This is a genomic window from Pontibacter qinzhouensis, from assembly GCF_008017455.1.
GTDB lineage: Bacteria > Bacteroidota > Bacteroidia > Cytophagales > Hymenobacteraceae > Pontibacter > Pontibacter qinzhouensis.
Genome location: NZ_VRTY01000014.1, coordinates 45614 through 60496, shown reverse-complemented (window position 1 = coordinate 60496; position 14883 = coordinate 45614). Strand labels below are relative to the sequence as shown.

Sequence of the window (14883 nt, the reverse complement as noted above, 5' to 3'; positions counted from 1 at the left end):
ACTACGGCGACGACTTTACCGCTGGAGTTCCTGAGCCGTGCCGGCGTCCGTACCGTGCTGTTCATGGAGCCACCCCAGGCGGAGCTGCTGGCACGCTACCAGAGCTTGCAGGCGATAGGCGTGGCCGGTATGACGCGTGCCATGGATCCCAAGCAGATGGAGCAGACGCTGCGTCCTGCTTTCGAGGCGCTACAGCAACTGGGGGGGCGCATGTGCATTATAAAGTCTGCTCCACCAGAATCTGTTAATGATACATGTACAGATTCCCACCTAGCAAAAAATTAATCAATTTTTTGCTAGGTGTACAAGATGCACTTTTAGTACATACAGTAGTGTACTGTAATCTTCTATTCATATGAGTGATACTCTAATATATACCAGCTAAGCAGCCCAATAAGGTTGTAACGCATCATAACAATTTAGTTAATAGCGACTTTGATATTCCAACTGTTCAATTACGTGCATTTATTTATGCACTAGGTCACATACATAAAGATGATAAGGAACTGAGTCATGTAAAAATACCTGTAGATGCCCTATATGCTTCAAAAGGAGGTAAAAACTAAATAGGTTGTAAAACTTGCTAATGATCTACAGGAAATGAAATTCAAGATAGAGCAAATATCAACTGATAAAAAAGGCAAGGTTCAGAAATCTTATGAAAGTATGGTTATCTTTCCAACAGTAAGATATACACAGGATAGCAGATTTATTGTCACAAAGATCAATAGCGATTTAGCTCCCTATCTGCTTGATTTAAAAGGAAACGATACTCAAGCTGAGCTGGAGCAACTGCTTAGTCTTAGAACAATACAGGCGTATATGTACAAAACTAAGTAAGAAGCAGCTGTTTTATCGTATCGGGTAGCGATGCGTCTGTAATGTTTGATTCTGTTGAAGAAGCGCTCGATCTTGTTTCTGTCCTTGTAGAGGTTCTCATCAATGAGACGAGGCTCCTTGGCATTCGCTCTGGAAGGAATCACTACTTCAGCGCCACGTTCCGTAATGAACTGAGCAAAGCTTTTGCTGTCATAGCCTTTGTCAGCCACTACTGCTCCGGGTTTGTCTTCTGCCAGTAAATCCTCTGCCTGCCGGTGGTCGGACTGCTGCCCCACGGAGAGGAAAAGCCTGCGGGGGTTGCCTAGGGCATCGCAGCAGGCATGTACCTTGGTGCTGAAGCCGCCACGGCTGCGGCCTAAAGCTTCTGCCGCTGCCGTTGTTTTTTTGCCCTGCCGCCTGCTGGTGCGCTCTGATGGTAGTGGAGTCGAGCAGGAGCCAGTCCAGGTCCGGTTCCTGTAGCTCCTCAAAGACCTGCTGCCATACGCCTTTGCGGGCCCAGCGGCGGAAGCGTTGGTAGACAGAGTTCCAGGGGCCGAAGCGCTCGGGAAGGTCGCGCCAGGGGGCACCACTGCGGGCAATCCAGAGCACGGCGTTGAGGAACTGGCGGTTGTCTCTGGCCGTACGGCCCACATCAGTGGATTTGCCCGGCAATAAACCACTGATACGATGCCAGGCTTGGTCGCTGATTTCGTAGCGTCGCATAAGCTTTTTAAGCTATAAACAATTACCGCCATAAATCATTCAGTAGTTGTCAACACAACCTAGGAGCAGCTGGTGATCTTTCTCATTACAATCATCTCCACCCTCTCGTCCGATCTGCTCATCGGTATAGGTGCTGGTATAGCTGCCGAGCTGCTCATCCTGATGATGAAAGGGTTACCGGTGAAAAGTATCTTCAGGCCCGGCATAAAGCTTCAGCAGCACGAAGGCAAAGACTACTTTCACATCGCCTTGTCGGATGGAGCAGTGTTCAGCAACTACATCAAATTACGCAAGTATCTTGACAGCCTGCCACGCCAGCAACACCTCGTGCTCGATTTTTCCGAAACCGTAGTCGTGGACCACACGGTGATGAAGCACCTGCATCAGTACCGGGAGGAGTATATTGGCCAGGGAGGACAGCTGGAAATTACAGGATTGCACGCTCACAGGCCCATTTCGAAACATCCGCAGGCGGCAAGGGTGAGGATGCAACGGAGAGGAGATGTGAAAGTAGCCGCCTAAAAGGATCACTCAGGGTAACTAAGCTAAGCTAAGCCATCGCCTGAATTACTCCAGGCTTCAGTTCAGGAATACAAAGCAAAAGCCTCCTGGTTGAATGATCAATCAGGAGGCTTTGTGGCGGCTCCAGAAGAGGGAAATGGAGATGGGAGCGGGCAAACAAATAGTCTATGCATAGGGTGACCCTGTGCGCTTGTCAAAACTGATTAAGCCAGCCGAACCATTCCTGAATTGTTTTGCCTTTTTCTTTTTGTATGTAGTCTAGGAATGAATTGGCAACGGGTGAAAAGCTTTTGTTCTTTAGCCATATCAGGTTCCAGGTCGACTCAATAGGGAATCCCTTGACAGGGATAATCTGCAGATCACCATTGTTTAACTCATTCTTAATTCCTATCAAGGGCATAATGGAGTATCCTAACCCTGCTATCACAGCCTGCTTTACGGCTTCGTTTGAGGTTAGCTCCATCTTTTTTATCACAGGCAGGCTGTTCTGCCTGATATATCTTTCCATTACGTGCCTGGTGCCGGAGCCCGCCTCCCGGTAAATTAAAGGGATCTCCTCAAAAATGCTGTTGTTGTGAAGCTGGCTTTTAAAGTGCTGCTCCCTGTTGCCGACCAAATACAGCTTGTTTTCCATCAGTTCTATGTTTTCGACCTGCAGGTTCTCGGGCAAGACCGACACCAGGGAAAAATCGACCTCGTTCTTTTCCAGGCTCTCAATCACCCTGGCTTTGTTAGTGACGTCCAGCACCAACTCTATGCCGCGGTGCTGCTTTAAAAAAGCAGACAGAAAATAAGGCATAACATACTTGCCCGTTGACACAACCGTGATTTTCAGGCGGCCGATCAACTGCCCTTTGTACGCAAGTGTTTTGTAATTGATGGCATGAACCTCATTCAGAATCCTTTCGGCCGCAACAGCTATTTCCTTGCCGAAGTCGGTTATGAAAATTCTTCTTCCAATCACCTCTGTCAGGGGTATCTCAAACTGGTCCTGCAGGTTCCTGAGTTGAATGGACACGGCTGGCTGCGTCAGGTGCAGCTCCTCGGCAGCCTTTGTGATGCTTTGCGTCTGGGTGATTTTCAGGAACACCTGCAATTGATGCAATGTATAGTTCATAAAGTTTATTTATGGACCGCATTAAAAGTATATATTTTTATTTATATAAACAATTAGTCATTTTTGTAGCACAAATAAATCGCACATGAACGAAATGAGATTAACCGAAGACCATGGGAAATCCCCTGAGTCGGTGAGTGCCCCGGTTTCAAGGAAGATCACCGTGGCGAAAGGCGACATTTATAGTAGAATGAAGCAATTTAGGATCTTTTTGAGCTTGGTTTCATTAGTTGTCTGCTTTTTCATCACAGCCAATAATGAAGCGTCTTTACTGACGGAGCTTACCAAAGCTTTAGCCATTATCGCTTGTTTAAATCTTATTCGAATTCTTCCAAAAACTTCTTAAATAAAAACAATTTTTATGACAACAATTAATTTGATCATGGGTGATTACACCCCTATGGAGGCCAAGGAAACACTCCTTGATGTGGTAAACAGTAAAATCAACTTTTATAAGCTTCAAAATTTTAGCGCGCAAGTTCGTTTCGGCAAACCCGACACTGCATCGGAGTCAAGGGTAAATGAGCTGGAGGAAGCAAGGGCGCAAATCATCGCTCTTATTCAAAAAGCGCAGGAGGCAAGCAGCAGCTTAAAAATAGAGTCAACCATAAACGTTGCTTTCGAAGCCAAAGGTCAACCCGGTGATTATGTTCAAAGGCAGGAGCTTGCTCATAGCTACCAAGCATAAGAAAGAAAATGTGATTGTCCCCCTCTTTCAGGAGGCCTTTGGGGTAGAATGCTTTGTCTCAGAGAGCTTTGACACAGATACGTTTGGCACTTTTAGCGGAGAGATAGAAAGAAAGGACGATCCGATCACCACCGTACGGAACAAGTGCCTGAAGGTAATGGAGTTGTATAGTTGCGACTTGGGCATCGCTAGTGAGGGGTCCTTTGGACCCCATCCTTCCTTTTTCTTCCTGCATGCTGATGAGGAAATCCTGATCTTCATAGATAGGGAGAACAACCTGGAGATCATCGTCAGGGAGTTAAGCACCGAAACCAACTTTGGAGGGGAACAAGTTCACACAGAGAGCCAGCTGGCAAGCTTTGCTGAAAGAGCGCAGTTCCCGTCGCATGCGCTGATACTCCGCAAGTCGAGAGAAGACAATGCCGGGGTTATAAAAGGTATTCAGGACTGGAGCCAGCTTAAAGACTATTTCTATCATTTATTAGGAAAGCACGGCACAGTGTACGTGGAAACGGACATGAGGGCGATGCTGAACCCTACGCGGATGAAAGTAATCGGACAGGCAGCCCAGAAGTTACTAGAGAAAGTCCGCTCACGTTGCCCCCACTGCGCTACCCCTGGCTTCGGTATCACCGGAGCTCATCCGGGCCTACCCTGCGAATGGTGCCGTTACCCTACCCGTTCCATACTGAGCTATGTATATGAGTGTCAGAAGTGCGCATTCGTGAAAGAAGAGAAGTACCCGCATCAAAAAACCAGCGAGGACCCGATGTACTGCGACCTGTGTAATCCATAGATAACCAGATTAGAAAATCAAATAAAGACCTAAGAGCAACTTAAAAGCCGGAGATGAAAACTATTATACGCAACGCGAATGTCGTAAACGAGGGAAGCGTGTTTGTTGCAGATGTGTTGATTGCAAAAGACAGAATTGAGAAGGTTGCTCCTGAGATTACTTCTCCAAAAGAAGGAAGATATATGGAGATCAACGCGGAAGGACTGTATTTGATGCCGGGTGTTATTGATGACCAGGTGCACTTCAGGGACCCCGGCCTCACTCACAAAGCAGACATCTTCTCCGAGTCAAAAGCTGCCGTTGCGGGTGGTGTTACCTCCTATATGGACATGCCCAATACCGTTCCTAATACGCTGACGCAGGAATTGCTTGAAGAAAAATACGGTTTGGCGGCTGAGAAGTCCCTTGCGAACTATTCCTTTTTCATGGGCATTGGGAAAGACAACTTAGAGGAAGCCTTAAGAACGGATACTGAGAACGTTTGCGGCATCACCGATGATGGCCTCTACTTTCACAATGATGAAGGGATACTGGCAAATTATCCAGATTTCTTAGAAAAACTATTTTCCAGAACCAGCACCTTAGTTGCCCTGCATTGTGAGGATGACAGCATCATAAAAAGGAATACTGAATTATTCCGGAGAAAATACGGCGATAACATACCCTTTGGCTGCCATCCATTGATAAGAAGTGAAGAGGCCTGTGTAAAAGCAACTGAAAGGGTGTTGCAGATTGCACGCAAGCACAGCAGCCGCCTCCACCTGTTTCATATTTCCACACTGGCAGAAACAAACCTTCTTGACAACAAAGCAAAAGCCAGAGAAAAGCGCATAACAGCCGAAGCATGTATCCACCATCTTTGGTTTTCAGAGAAGGATTATGACCAGTTGGGCTCCAAAATAAAATGGAACCCTTCCATCAAAAGCGAAAAGGACGCTAAAGGTTTATTAGAGGCTCTTATAGATGGCAGATTAGATATTGTTGCTACCGACCATGCTCCGCATACCAAAGAAGAGAAAGCGGGAAATTACTTTCAGGCGAATTCAGGGGGTCCTTTAGTTCAACATGCCTTAGTTGCTATGCTGGAACTCTATCATCAGAAAAAAATAAGTTTGGAAAAGATAGTCGAAACCATGAGCCATAAAGTGGCTGAGATCTATAAAATCAAAGAAAGAGGCTACATCCGGGAGGGATATTATGCAGATATGGTTCTGGTCGATATAAACCGGCCATGGCAGGTAAATCCACAAAACCTGCTGTATAAATGCAATTGGTCGCCTTTTTCAGGACAGGTTTTCACAAGCAGCGTCACTCACACATGGGTAAACGGAAATTTAGTGTATGCAAATGGAAAATTCGCCAGCGAAGCAAAAGGCAAGAGATTGGAATTTGAAAAGATAAGGTAAGAATGAAGAGACTATTTGTAACTGGCATTGGTACGGAAGTGGGGAAAACAGTGGTTTCAGCCATTCTCACGGAAAAGTTAAAGGCCGACTACTGGAAACCTATCCAATCGGGTGATCTAGACTACTCTGATACCCAAAAGGTTAAGAACCTGACAGGCAATTCAACCTCAATATTTCATCCGGAAAGGTACACGTTTTCACAGCCTCTTTCCCCACATGCGGCAGCTGAAATAGATGGAGTAACCATAAGGCTGGAAGAGTTTATCGTACCGGAAACAAAGAATCATTTGATTATTGAGGGAGCCGGCGGCTTATTGGTTCCACTCAATAAGGAGCATTTGATTGCTGATCTCATATCACACCTCCGAGCAAGTGTGGTCCTGGTGTCCAGAAACTATCTTGGAAGCATCAACCACACACTGCTCACTGTTCAGGAGTTAAGGCGCAGGAACATCCCTGTTCTTGGTCTTGTATTTAACGGCGAGAGCACGCCAAAGACAGAAGCCATTATTGAGCACTATTCCCAACTGCCCGTTTTGTTCAAAGTTGAAGAGGAGAAGGTAGTCAACAAAGCAACTGTCTTGAAATACGCTAAAGAAATAGAGATATGAAAAACAGGCTGTTTCTCATTTGCCCGGCCAGCCAAACAGAGTCACTCATCAAAGAACAATATGGCCAGGAGGTGTTCTTTCTTACCGCACTTGGAGCCGTATTTAACTTTCAGGAAATAAATTATGTGGAGACATTGGAGGACTTCCTCAAAAGGGAGGCTATTGATGAGGTCATCATTGTGAGTGACTCCTCCTGCCCTTTCATAAAGAGTGTTCTGGAGCAGGAAAAAGGCTTTGACACTAAGGCAGAACAGGTATTGCGGGACCTGCTTGTAGATAATTACGCCACAGTCATGGCAGGCGACTCTCTGGCAGACAAGAAGAAAAACATGGCGAAACTGAATATACAGCGGCAAGCTGATGACATTCTTTCCAATGAGCTGCTCCTGTCACCCATCACTCAATCTCAGATCAGGATAAAAGGCTTGGTTACCACAAAAGAAAAAGGCCAGCTGGAAGAAGTGAAGTTGACGCTAAAAGAACTAAATCAATAACCTTGGCAGCTGCCAGGACACCCTTTCAAGTCCTTCCCTAAAGCCGAAATGACTACAACAAATCAAAGCCTGATTCCTTCATTGCTCACCAAATGGATGTGGTCGATTTTCGCCATTAGCACCGCTCTCCTTATTTTCTTCTTCATAACACATCCTGCATGGGAGCTGGAGAGCCTTTTCTTTTTCAAAACGCAAACTATAAAACACGATAAATGAACCTAAACTTATTAATAGATAACTTAACAAGCCCTGCCTTACTATTTTTTATCCTGGGAATTGTGGCAGTCCGTTTAAAAAGCGATCTGGAAATACCCCAAAATTCCTCTAAGTTCATTTCCCTTTACCTCTTGTTCTCCATTGGTTTTAACGGAGGCAGGGAATTAGCCCACAGCCATTTTACATTAGAGATTGTATGGGCAATTTTGTTTGGTGTCCTGACTTCCCTCCTAATCCCGTTTTACTCTTTCATTATCCTGAAAAGAAAGCTTAGCATAGAAAATGCGGGTGCCATTGCAGCGGCATATGGTTCTATTAGCGCTGTAACCTTTGTTACTGCAGTATCTTTCCTGGAAATCCAGAACGTTCCTTTTAGCGGGCATATGGTTGCGGTGATGGCCCTTATGGAAGCACCTGCTATTATTGTAGGGGTAGTTCTCATCAGGCTGTATGGCAAAAAGGATTCCTCTTCCCCCAGGATAGGCAGCTTAGTCAGTCATTCTTTTACCAATGGCAGTGTAATGATGATTTTAGGCAGCTTAATCATTGGTCTTCTGGCAAGCGAAAAGCAGGCGCAGGGCATCGCCCCTTTTACTACCGATATTTTTAAAGGCTTCCTGGCTATTTTCTTGCTAGATATGGGGATCGTAAGCGGAAGAAAGTTAAATGACTTTATTAAAAGTGGCTGGTTTACAAGCCTGTTCGCCATCCTGGTTCCCCTGATCAACGGCTGTTTTATAGCTTGGATAAGCGGCCTTGTGACAGCCGAAACCGGGGACCGCTTAATGTTTTCGATCCTGGCAGCAAGTGCCTCCTACATTGCAGTGCCGGCTGCCATGAAAATGGCGGTTCCCAAAGCCAATCCCGGTTTATATTTACCCATGGCCTTGGCGGTTACTTTCCCCTTCAACATTACCTTTGGAATGCCTATTTATATGTCAATTATTTTAGGCTGAAAATAAGGATGAACAGTATTGAAGTAAAACAGAAGGGGGAAAATTATAGTTTGTCTTTTGACTTATTGTACGACGGAATCTTTATCCAAGCAGGAGTCGCTACACCGCCTCCCTGACATAATATAAGACAGGGCGCAGCAAAAACTCAAAAAACCGCCCCGCTTAAAGGCGTCCCATCAAAGGCGGAATTTATAGGCTTTTACAATCAATAATCTTGGAAATTACTATAACACCTGTTTTAGGCGAACTACTCAACGTCCTAGAATGAAGAAGCATGGTTTTGGCACTTAGCGGCAGGCTGCGGTGTGAGAGCAGTAACCGAACCTTTCCAGCCCGTACAAGGGCGCGTGTCCTGTGGAATTGTGCCTTCAGCTCCAAGGCATAATTTGTAGCTCATCTCATGCTGAGCCGTTACTCCTTAGTTTTTAGCTTGCCTCAGCCATTTTGCTCCTATGCTGCCATTGTTGGCAGCAGGCCCACAGCATCAAGTCTATGTCAGTGGAAGTAACGTCTGTACTCCGTTTCATCTAGGGTTTTGTCATTGTTTTTATCCCACAGTTGGAAGACACCGGCTGTATACTCCCGCACTGATATCTGGTTATCGTCGTCTTTGTCCCAAGCATCATACCAGCCTGTGTCGGCGAAGCCGATTTCAAAGTCAGCCATCTCCAGGTAGCCATCACCGTCAGTTTCCCAGGCTGCCCCACCCAGGCCAAAGTCCGCCACCGCCCTGTTTAATTCGATATCCTCGATCATTCCGTCGTTGTCTGTGTCCCACAGCTGAAAAAAGCTTGCTACAAACTCATCTTCATTCAGGAAGTTGTCGCCGTCCACGTCCCAGTCCTCATAGTAAGTAGTGGAGGTAAAGTCCGTGAAGAAATCAACCTCGTCCCAAGTGTCGGCCACAGCCACTTTTTCGGTCACACCCAAATCAGTCACGGTCATACGGTCGGCCGGAAATAAATCTTCGTCCACCACATCACCCTCTGCAACTTTCCTTCCTCCGTAGCATGCTGCCATTCCTGCCAAAAGGAAAAGGCAGAATCCGTTTCTTACCCTTTTCAGAATGCTCATCTCTCTTTTCTTCATTGTTCTTTCAGGAGCTTATCGTTAACTGCTTTGCAGGCGTCTGTTAAGATCTACGGGGTATGCTTAACCTCGTTCCACTGATCATGGTTTGTTTATATGAGGGAGAGTGATAGTTGAGAAAAGCCAGGTACTAAGGCTGATAGAAAGAAACAACACACACAGGGAACAACAGGTACTCAAGCTCAGTTTATGGGATGAAACACCAGTCTTCCATGGCAGCTGTTCTAGTGCTCATACTCCGTTTCATCCAGTACATTATCCCCGTTGGTATCCCATAAGGAGTAGACACCGGTAGTATACTCCCTCTCCGTTATAAGGCTGTCTGAGATGCTTCAATAAATACGGACAGTGGATTTGCTTACCTTAGCAAATCAAGATGAAAGAGAAACAAGTAGCTATCAGTCGCCGCAAGTACGACGCAGCCTTCAAAGAGGAGGTGCTGCAGCTGGTGTTCAATGGTCGCCCGGTCAGCGAGGTGGCCCGTTCCCTGGGAATCGGGGAGAACCTGATTTACAAGTGGAAAAGCCGCAGCAGGTTGGCAGACAAGCCAGCTACCGGAGGCACAGGAGCAGATCTTTCGCAGGTAGATGCGCTCCACAAGCGCATCCGGGAGCTGGAGACCGAGCGTGACATTTTAAAATCAGTATACAGCGCCGGCACTGTGGAATAGCCAATACAACCTTTCCGACATAATTCCTAAATTAGCCGAGACTTCAGCGAGCCCCGCGCTTTTAATGGCACTAGGTAAGTCCTTCCTAAAATCTGGGCCGGAATGCCCTATGCTCCTCTTGTGGAGGGGCATTTGATGAATGAACTGGTGATCTTGTCTAAGAATCCCGTACAGAAAAATTTTACTATTCACGGCCTTCCCTGAAGTCACTAATTTTTTTCAATTATGGGAAAGCAGGAAATACCTTTTAAAGTCATTCATCCGCATGCCGCCGGCATTGATGTGGGTTCTCGCAGCCATATGGTTGCCGTGGATCAGGTGAAAGAAAATGTGCGTGAATTTGGTGTCTATACAAAAGATCACGAGGAACTCATTGACCATCTTCATATCTGTGGCGTCACCACCATCGCCATGGAGAGTACCGGTAGTTACTGGCAGACTTTGTTCAATGCCCTGCAGCAGGCGGGCTTCGAGGTGCTGCTGGTACCTGGCAGCCAGACTAAAAATGTGAAGGGACGAAAGACGGATGTGCTGGATTGCCAGTGGATACAGAAACTCCACTCCCTGGGCCTGCTGTCAGGCAGCCTGCTGCTCAGCGACACGTTCCAGCAGCTGCGCACCTATTATTATCACCGTCAACATTTGGTGGAGCAGTCGGCGCGCTACAGCAGCAAAATGCAGAAGGCACTCCGGCTGATGAACATCCGGCTGGATGTGGTTCTCAACGACATCACCGGTCAGTCTGGCATGGCCATTATTGAAGCCATCCTCTCAGGAACCCGCGACCCAGAGTGCCTGGCTTCCCTGGTGAGCAGCCGTGTGAAGCGCTCACGCCAGGAGATTGCCGGGGCGCTGCATGGCTGGTGGCGGGAAGAGCTGCTCTTCGAGCTGGAGGCCTGCCTGGATTTCTACAGGCTCTATGAAAACAAGCTGAAGGAGTGCGACCAGGTCATCGAGCAGTTCCTGATCAAATATGCCCCTGAAACAGAAATACCGGTCCAGGAGGAGAAGCAGTTGAAAGCCAACAGGAAAAAAAGGGGCAAACATGCTCCGGGCTTCGATTTGCCTCACCTTGCTTATCAGTATTTCCAGACCGACCTGTTTGCCGTTAACGGCATCAGCTTTAACACGGTGCTGTGCCTGTTGACCAACATGGGCCATGACCTGCACAGGTTCCCGACGGCCAAGAGCTTTGCCTGCTGGCTAGGGCTGGTGCCCAACAACAAGGTAAGTGGCGGGCGTGTGATCAGCAACCGTACGCCATCGGGGAAAAACTATATTGCCAAAGCTCTGCGTCATGCAGCTAACGCTATTGGCAATCATAAGAATCATGAACTCACCCCATTCTTTAAAAGGATTGCGTTCCGGAAAGGGCGCATCGCTGCTATCATTGCCACGGCCAGAAAGTTAGCTGTTATTATCTGGAACATGATCACCAAAAAAGAACCCTACAGAAAAGAACAGGTTCAGGTCAGTAGCCAAAAGCAGAAAGCCCTGAAACTAAAACAAATCGAGAAAAAGCTATATGCTCTTGAGTTAAATAAAGAAGAGCTTGATAAGCTGTTTTTTAGAACTTCATTAGCAGTTAGTTAGCAGTTGGTTGTACAGAAAAAAGCCTTGGCCATTTTCAGTCGCCAGACCTAAAGCAGGTGTACGGCTTCATCAGGGGGAGCGCAGGCGCCTGGCCGGTGCACACGCTGTGCGCGGTGCTCGGGGTAAGTCGCAGCGCCTACTACGGCTGGTTGTCAGCATGCGGAGTTGTGGACAAAAGGGAAGAGGAAACTGAGCGGCTTGTCCTGGAGGCGTTTCAGGACCACCGCAGGCGCTACGGCGTGCGTCGCCTGGTGGCAGAGCTCAAGGCGCAGGGCCTGGAGATCGGGGCGTATAAGGTGCGGCAGGTGCTGCAAAAGCACGAACTCAAGGCCATCCAGCCGCGCAGCTTCGTGCCCAGGACCACTGACAGCCGCCATCCATACCCGATCAGCCCTAACCTGCTACTTGAGCTGGCTTTCCCCACAGCCCCTAACCAGGTGTGGGTGGGCGACATCACCTATATCCCGCTGGCGGGCGGCGGCTTCCTGTACCTGGCCGTGTGGATGGACCTCTACTCCAGAAGGATAGTGGGCTGGAGGCTGGATGCACACATGCAGGAGGAGCTGGTGGTAGAGGCGCTGCGGCGGGCCCTGGCCACCAGAACGGTTGCTCCTGGCATGCTCGTGCACTCGGACCGGGGAGGGCAGTACGCCGGAAAAGCCTTCAGGAGGCTGCTCGACAAGCACAAGACGTGCCAGAGCATGAGCCGGGCCGACAACGCCTACGACAACGCCTTTATGGAGTCCTGCTTCAGTCGGTTTAAAGCAGAACTGCTGGAGGGAGGGGCCTTTGAAAACAAACAGGATGCCCAGACGGAGATCTTTGAGTATATCGAGATGTATTACAACACCAGAAGAAGGCATTCTGCTTTAGGGTACCTGAGCCCGATGCACTATGAAAAGAAATGTTAACTTTATAACCGCTAAGCAAATTTACTGTCCGTCATTTCCGACACACCTCATGATATCTATAAGCAAACCAGTGAAATGGATCACACGCGAACGTCCTAAGATAGACCGGATAGCATGCCCCTGGCTTATCAGAAGGTTCATTGATAAGGATGCGGAAATTATTTTTGCTCCCTATGCACAGATCAAGGAGAGAGCCCGTGAGTTGAACGCTACCCCTTTCGATATTCCAGGGGTGGAGTTTACCCATTACGAAGATCGCTGCACGTTCGACTACTATCTGCAGAAGTATGACTTGAAGGAGCCTGCGCTTCAGAAAATGGCCCTTATTGTAAGAGGCGCTGACACAGATAACCACAGCTCGGCAAGCCAGGCATCAGGACTATGGGCAATCTCAGCTGGCCTTGCCTACAACATAAAGGATGATTACGAGCTGCTGGAAAAGGGAATGATCATTTATGATGCCTTATACAGTTGGGCAAAGCACCTTCAACAGGAAAAGCATACACAGAGTCCGACAGAGCGTCTTTTCCTGCAAGTATTCAACCAATATATCCAGCAGAAAAAATGCGAGAAAAGTAAAACCCCAGCTTGGGCAAAGGGTCTGCAGGAGATCATCCAGGACCAGATAGACACTAATCTGACACTGAGCCTCAAAGAAATAGCGGAAGGGCTGAACCTGCATCCGGCCTATGTGTCGCGCGAGTTCTCCAAGTATTTCGAAAACCTGTCTTTTGGAGAGTACATCCGCAAACTTCGCATAGAGAAAGCAATCAACTTACTTCATATATCCAATTACTCTTTATCAGAAATAGCCTACCTGACCGGCTTCTCGGATCAGAGCCATTTCACCCGCACTTTCAGAAAACACACCGGCAAAAGCCCTTCCGAGTATAAAAAAAGCCTGGCAAAAGGTAAAAAGGATACCAAAGGTTAATTATGTTCAATTTTTAGCATCAGAGATTTATTAGCTTGTGCAAAGTGAGCGCAGGCACAGCCGAGGCTGCCACGTTTTTTATATATCTGGTTATTTAGCTATGCAAATGCAGGAATCTTCAGGCACCGCTGCTCTGCGTCAAACGAAGACGCAAATCTTCTTCCGTTTCCTAAGGTTCGGTTTCCTTGCCTGGGGAGGTCCGGTGGCCCAGATCGCCATGCTTAGGCGGGAGTTGGTGGAAGAGGAAGCATGGGTGTCGAAAGAGCGGTTCAACAGGGTGCTGGCCGTTTACCAGGTGCTGCCCGGCCCCGAGGCGCATGAGCTGTGCGTCTATTTCGGGATGGTCGCGGGCGGCAGGCTGGGCGGCTTCCTAGCGGGCCTCGGGTTCATGCTACCCGGCTTTATCCTGATGCTGCTGCTCACCTGGCTTTACACCACCATAGGGATAGAAACTCCACTACTGAGAGCTGTCTTTGTGGGATTTCAGGCCGCCGTCATCGCGCTTATCTTCGCGGCTGTCCACCGCATCGGGAAGCACGCGCTGGTGAACAAAAGGCTGCTTACAATTGCCGCAGTTGCCTTTGTGGCCTACTTCTGCGGAGTCGGCTTTTTTATCGTTCTGCCGCTGGTAGGGCTGGCTTACATGTTCTGGATGAAGGGAAAAACAGCGTATGTGGCCCTTTGCACCGCTGCCCTCGCCGCGGCCTGCGTGCTGCTGTTCAACCCGGAGGTGCTGCAGCTCCAAAATACTGCTGTCGCCCCGGAAGCCTTCTCACCCGCAAACGCTGGCATCCAGTCGCCCTTTGCCGTATTCTGGTCAGGGCTGAAAGCCGGGCTGCTAACGTTTGGAGGTGCCTATACCGTCATCCCTTTCATTCAGCAGGATGCGGTCATCAACAACGGCTGGCTCACCAACAGGCAGTTTCTGGACGGAATTGCGCTTTCCGGCATACTTCCCGCTCCGCTCATCATTTTCTCTACTTTCGTGGGATACTTTGGGGCCGGATGGCCCGGCACACTTATCATGACGTTTGCCATCTTCCTGCCGGCCTTCTCCTTTACGCTTATTGGCCACAGCCTGATGGAGAAAGTGATTGACAACAAGGCCCTGCACAGCTTCTTGGACGGCGTGACGGCCGGCGTGATAGGGCTGATTGCCATAACGGCGGTGCAGCTCTTCAGAGCAACCATCACAGACTGGTTTACCCTGTCTGTGTTTGCTCTGTCCATGCTGGTGCTCTACCGCATCAAGTCGAAGTTCACGGTGGTGTTTGTGCTATTGGGCGCCGGGTTGATCGGGATGTCCCGGTACCTGCTTAGCTAAACCGCAGTAAAGAT

16 protein-coding genes and 3 pseudogenes are annotated in these 14883 nt (G+C 48.2%); 16 read left to right on the top strand and 3 right to left on the bottom strand.

Annotation, left to right across the window (positions count from 1 at the left end; all coding sequences use genetic code 11):
* Positions 1-63: 63 nt before the first annotated feature.
* Positions 64-285, top strand: coding sequence for a hypothetical protein (locus FVR03_RS05565; protein ID WP_255474076.1), 222 nt, complete (start codon positions 64-66; stop codon positions 283-285).
* Positions 286-588: 303 nt separating this feature from the next.
* Positions 589-840, top strand: a pseudogene (locus tag FVR03_RS05560) (RepB family plasmid replication initiator protein); the annotation flags it as partial.
* Positions 841-863: 23 nt separating this feature from the next.
* Here the strand turns inward: FVR03_RS05560 and FVR03_RS05555 are convergent.
* Positions 864-1542: pseudogene (locus tag FVR03_RS05555) on the bottom strand (IS5 family transposase); the annotation flags it as partial.
* Between the two features lie 72 nt (positions 1543-1614).
* Here FVR03_RS05555 and FVR03_RS05550 point away from each other — a divergent pair.
* Positions 1615-2064, top strand: a complete 450-nt coding sequence (locus FVR03_RS05550) for a SulP family inorganic anion transporter (RefSeq protein WP_147920755.1) — start codon at positions 1615-1617, stop codon at positions 2062-2064.
* A 193-nt stretch (positions 2065-2257) separates the two neighbouring features.
* Here the strand turns inward: FVR03_RS05550 and FVR03_RS05545 are convergent, their stop codons facing one another.
* Complete coding sequence (locus FVR03_RS05545; protein WP_147920754.1) at positions 2258-3181, bottom strand: LysR family transcriptional regulator; 924 nt, start codon at positions 3179-3181, stop codon at positions 2258-2260.
* A gap of 85 nt (positions 3182-3266) precedes the next feature.
* On the opposite strand from FVR03_RS05545, the gene FVR03_RS05540 reads away from it, so the two are divergent.
* The 8 genes from FVR03_RS05540 to FVR03_RS05510 are packed head-to-tail and all read left to right on the top strand — an operon-like array spanning position 3267 to position 8348.
* On the top strand, positions 3267-3527 hold the full coding sequence (locus FVR03_RS05540) for a hypothetical protein (protein WP_147920753.1): 261 nt from the start codon (positions 3267-3269) through the stop codon (positions 3525-3527).
* Positions 3528-3542: 15 nt separating this feature from the next.
* Positions 3543-3869: a hypothetical protein gene (locus tag FVR03_RS05535; protein ID WP_147920752.1), complete on the top strand. Its 327-nt coding sequence runs from the start codon at positions 3543-3545 to the stop codon at positions 3867-3869.
* A gap of 10 nt (positions 3870-3879) precedes the next feature.
* Positions 3880-4665 (top strand): DUF6671 family protein, encoded by a 786-nt coding sequence (locus tag FVR03_RS05530; protein WP_255474074.1) that lies wholly within the window; start codon positions 3880-3882, stop codon positions 4663-4665.
* Positions 4666-4718: 53 nt separating this feature from the next.
* Positions 4719-6071 (top strand): dihydroorotase, encoded by a 1353-nt coding sequence (locus FVR03_RS05525; RefSeq protein WP_147920750.1) that lies wholly within the window; start codon positions 4719-4721, stop codon positions 6069-6071.
* A 2-nt stretch (positions 6072-6073) separates the two neighbouring features.
* A complete protein-coding gene (bioD, locus tag FVR03_RS05520) occupies positions 6074-6682 on the top strand; it encodes a dethiobiotin synthase (RefSeq protein WP_147920749.1) in 609 nt (202 codons plus the stop codon).
* Positions 6679-7176 carry a carbonic anhydrase gene (locus FVR03_RS05515; RefSeq protein WP_147920748.1) on the top strand — a complete coding sequence of 166 codons (498 nt, stop codon included), beginning with the start codon at positions 6679-6681 and terminating at the stop codon, positions 7174-7176. Before bioD ends, FVR03_RS05515 begins: the two co-directional genes overlap by 4 nt.
* A 48-nt stretch (positions 7177-7224) precedes the next feature.
* The gene (locus tag FVR03_RS24295; protein ID WP_187270052.1) at positions 7225-7392 is read left to right on the top strand and encodes a hypothetical protein; all 168 of its coding nucleotides are present in this window, start codon (positions 7225-7227) and stop codon (positions 7390-7392) included.
* Positions 7389-8348, top strand: a complete 960-nt coding sequence (locus FVR03_RS05510; protein WP_147920747.1) for a sodium-dependent bicarbonate transport family permease — start codon at positions 7389-7391, stop codon at positions 8346-8348. Before FVR03_RS24295 ends, FVR03_RS05510 begins: the two co-directional genes overlap by 4 nt.
* A 495-nt stretch (positions 8349-8843) precedes the next feature.
* On the opposite strand, the gene FVR03_RS05505 is transcribed toward FVR03_RS05510, so the two are convergent.
* Positions 8844-9437, bottom strand: a complete 594-nt coding sequence (locus FVR03_RS05505) for an EF-hand domain-containing protein (protein ID WP_147920746.1) — start codon at positions 9435-9437, stop codon at positions 8844-8846.
* Positions 9438-9813: 376 nt separating this feature from the next.
* Here FVR03_RS05505 and FVR03_RS05500 point away from each other — a divergent pair, with 376 nt between their 5' ends.
* The 5 genes and pseudogenes from FVR03_RS05500 (at position 9814) to chrA (ending at position 14869) form a co-directional block, all read left to right on the top strand.
* Positions 9814-10107, top strand: coding sequence for a transposase (locus tag FVR03_RS05500; protein ID WP_147920745.1), 294 nt, complete (start codon positions 9814-9816; stop codon positions 10105-10107).
* Between the two features lie 225 nt (positions 10108-10332).
* Positions 10333-11700: an IS110 family RNA-guided transposase gene (locus FVR03_RS05495; protein ID WP_147920744.1), complete on the top strand. Its 1368-nt coding sequence runs from the start codon at positions 10333-10335 to the stop codon at positions 11698-11700.
* Between the two features lie 53 nt (positions 11701-11753).
* Positions 11754-12611 (top strand): annotated as a pseudogene (locus FVR03_RS05490) (IS3 family transposase); the annotation flags it as partial.
* 49 nt (positions 12612-12660) lie between these two features.
* Positions 12661-13545, top strand: coding sequence for a chromate resistance protein ChrB domain-containing protein (locus tag FVR03_RS05485; RefSeq protein WP_255474073.1), 885 nt, complete (start codon positions 12661-12663; stop codon positions 13543-13545).
* 100 nt (positions 13546-13645) lie between these two features.
* Entirely contained in the window at positions 13646-14869 is a 1224-nt protein-coding gene (gene chrA, locus FVR03_RS05480) for a chromate efflux transporter (protein WP_222707175.1), read from the top strand.
* Positions 14870-14883: the final 14 nt, after the last annotated feature.

What these genes read in the sequence shown, in the direction of transcription:
- bioD (WP_147920749.1), top strand. Translation starts at nt 6,074, where the DNA reads ATGAAGAGACTATTTGTAACTGGCATTGGTACGGAAGTGGGGAAAACA.
- FVR03_RS05535 (WP_147920752.1), top strand. Translation starts at nt 3,543, where the DNA reads ATGACAACAATTAATTTGATCATGGGTGATTACACCCCTATGGAGGCC.
- chrA (WP_222707175.1), top strand. Translation starts at nt 13,646, where the DNA reads ATGCAAATGCAGGAATCTTCAGGCACCGCTGCTCTGCGTCAAACGAAG.
- FVR03_RS05510 (WP_147920747.1), top strand. Translation starts at nt 7,389, where the DNA reads ATGAACCTAAACTTATTAATAGATAACTTAACAAGCCCTGCCTTACTA.
- FVR03_RS05565 (WP_255474076.1), top strand. Translation starts at nt 64, where the DNA reads ATGGAGCCACCCCAGGCGGAGCTGCTGGCACGCTACCAGAGCTTGCAG.
- FVR03_RS24295 (WP_187270052.1), top strand. Translation starts at nt 7,225, where the DNA reads ATGACTACAACAAATCAAAGCCTGATTCCTTCATTGCTCACCAAATGG.
- FVR03_RS05505 (WP_147920746.1), bottom strand. Translation starts at nt 9,437, where the DNA reads ATGAAGAAAAGAGAGATGAGCATTCTGAAAAGGGTAAGAAACGGATTC.
- FVR03_RS05500 (WP_147920745.1), top strand. Translation starts at nt 9,814, where the DNA reads ATGAAAGAGAAACAAGTAGCTATCAGTCGCCGCAAGTACGACGCAGCC.
- FVR03_RS05545 (WP_147920754.1), bottom strand. Translation starts at nt 3,181, where the DNA reads ATGAACTATACATTGCATCAATTGCAGGTGTTCCTGAAAATCACCCAG.
- FVR03_RS05525 (WP_147920750.1), top strand. Translation starts at nt 4,719, where the DNA reads ATGAAAACTATTATACGCAACGCGAATGTCGTAAACGAGGGAAGCGTG.
- FVR03_RS05540 (WP_147920753.1), top strand. Translation starts at nt 3,267, where the DNA reads ATGAACGAAATGAGATTAACCGAAGACCATGGGAAATCCCCTGAGTCG.
- FVR03_RS05485 (WP_255474073.1), top strand. Translation starts at nt 12,661, where the DNA reads ATGATATCTATAAGCAAACCAGTGAAATGGATCACACGCGAACGTCCT.
- FVR03_RS05515 (WP_147920748.1), top strand. Translation starts at nt 6,679, where the DNA reads ATGAAAAACAGGCTGTTTCTCATTTGCCCGGCCAGCCAAACAGAGTCA.
- FVR03_RS05495 (WP_147920744.1), top strand. Translation starts at nt 10,333, where the DNA reads ATGGGAAAGCAGGAAATACCTTTTAAAGTCATTCATCCGCATGCCGCC.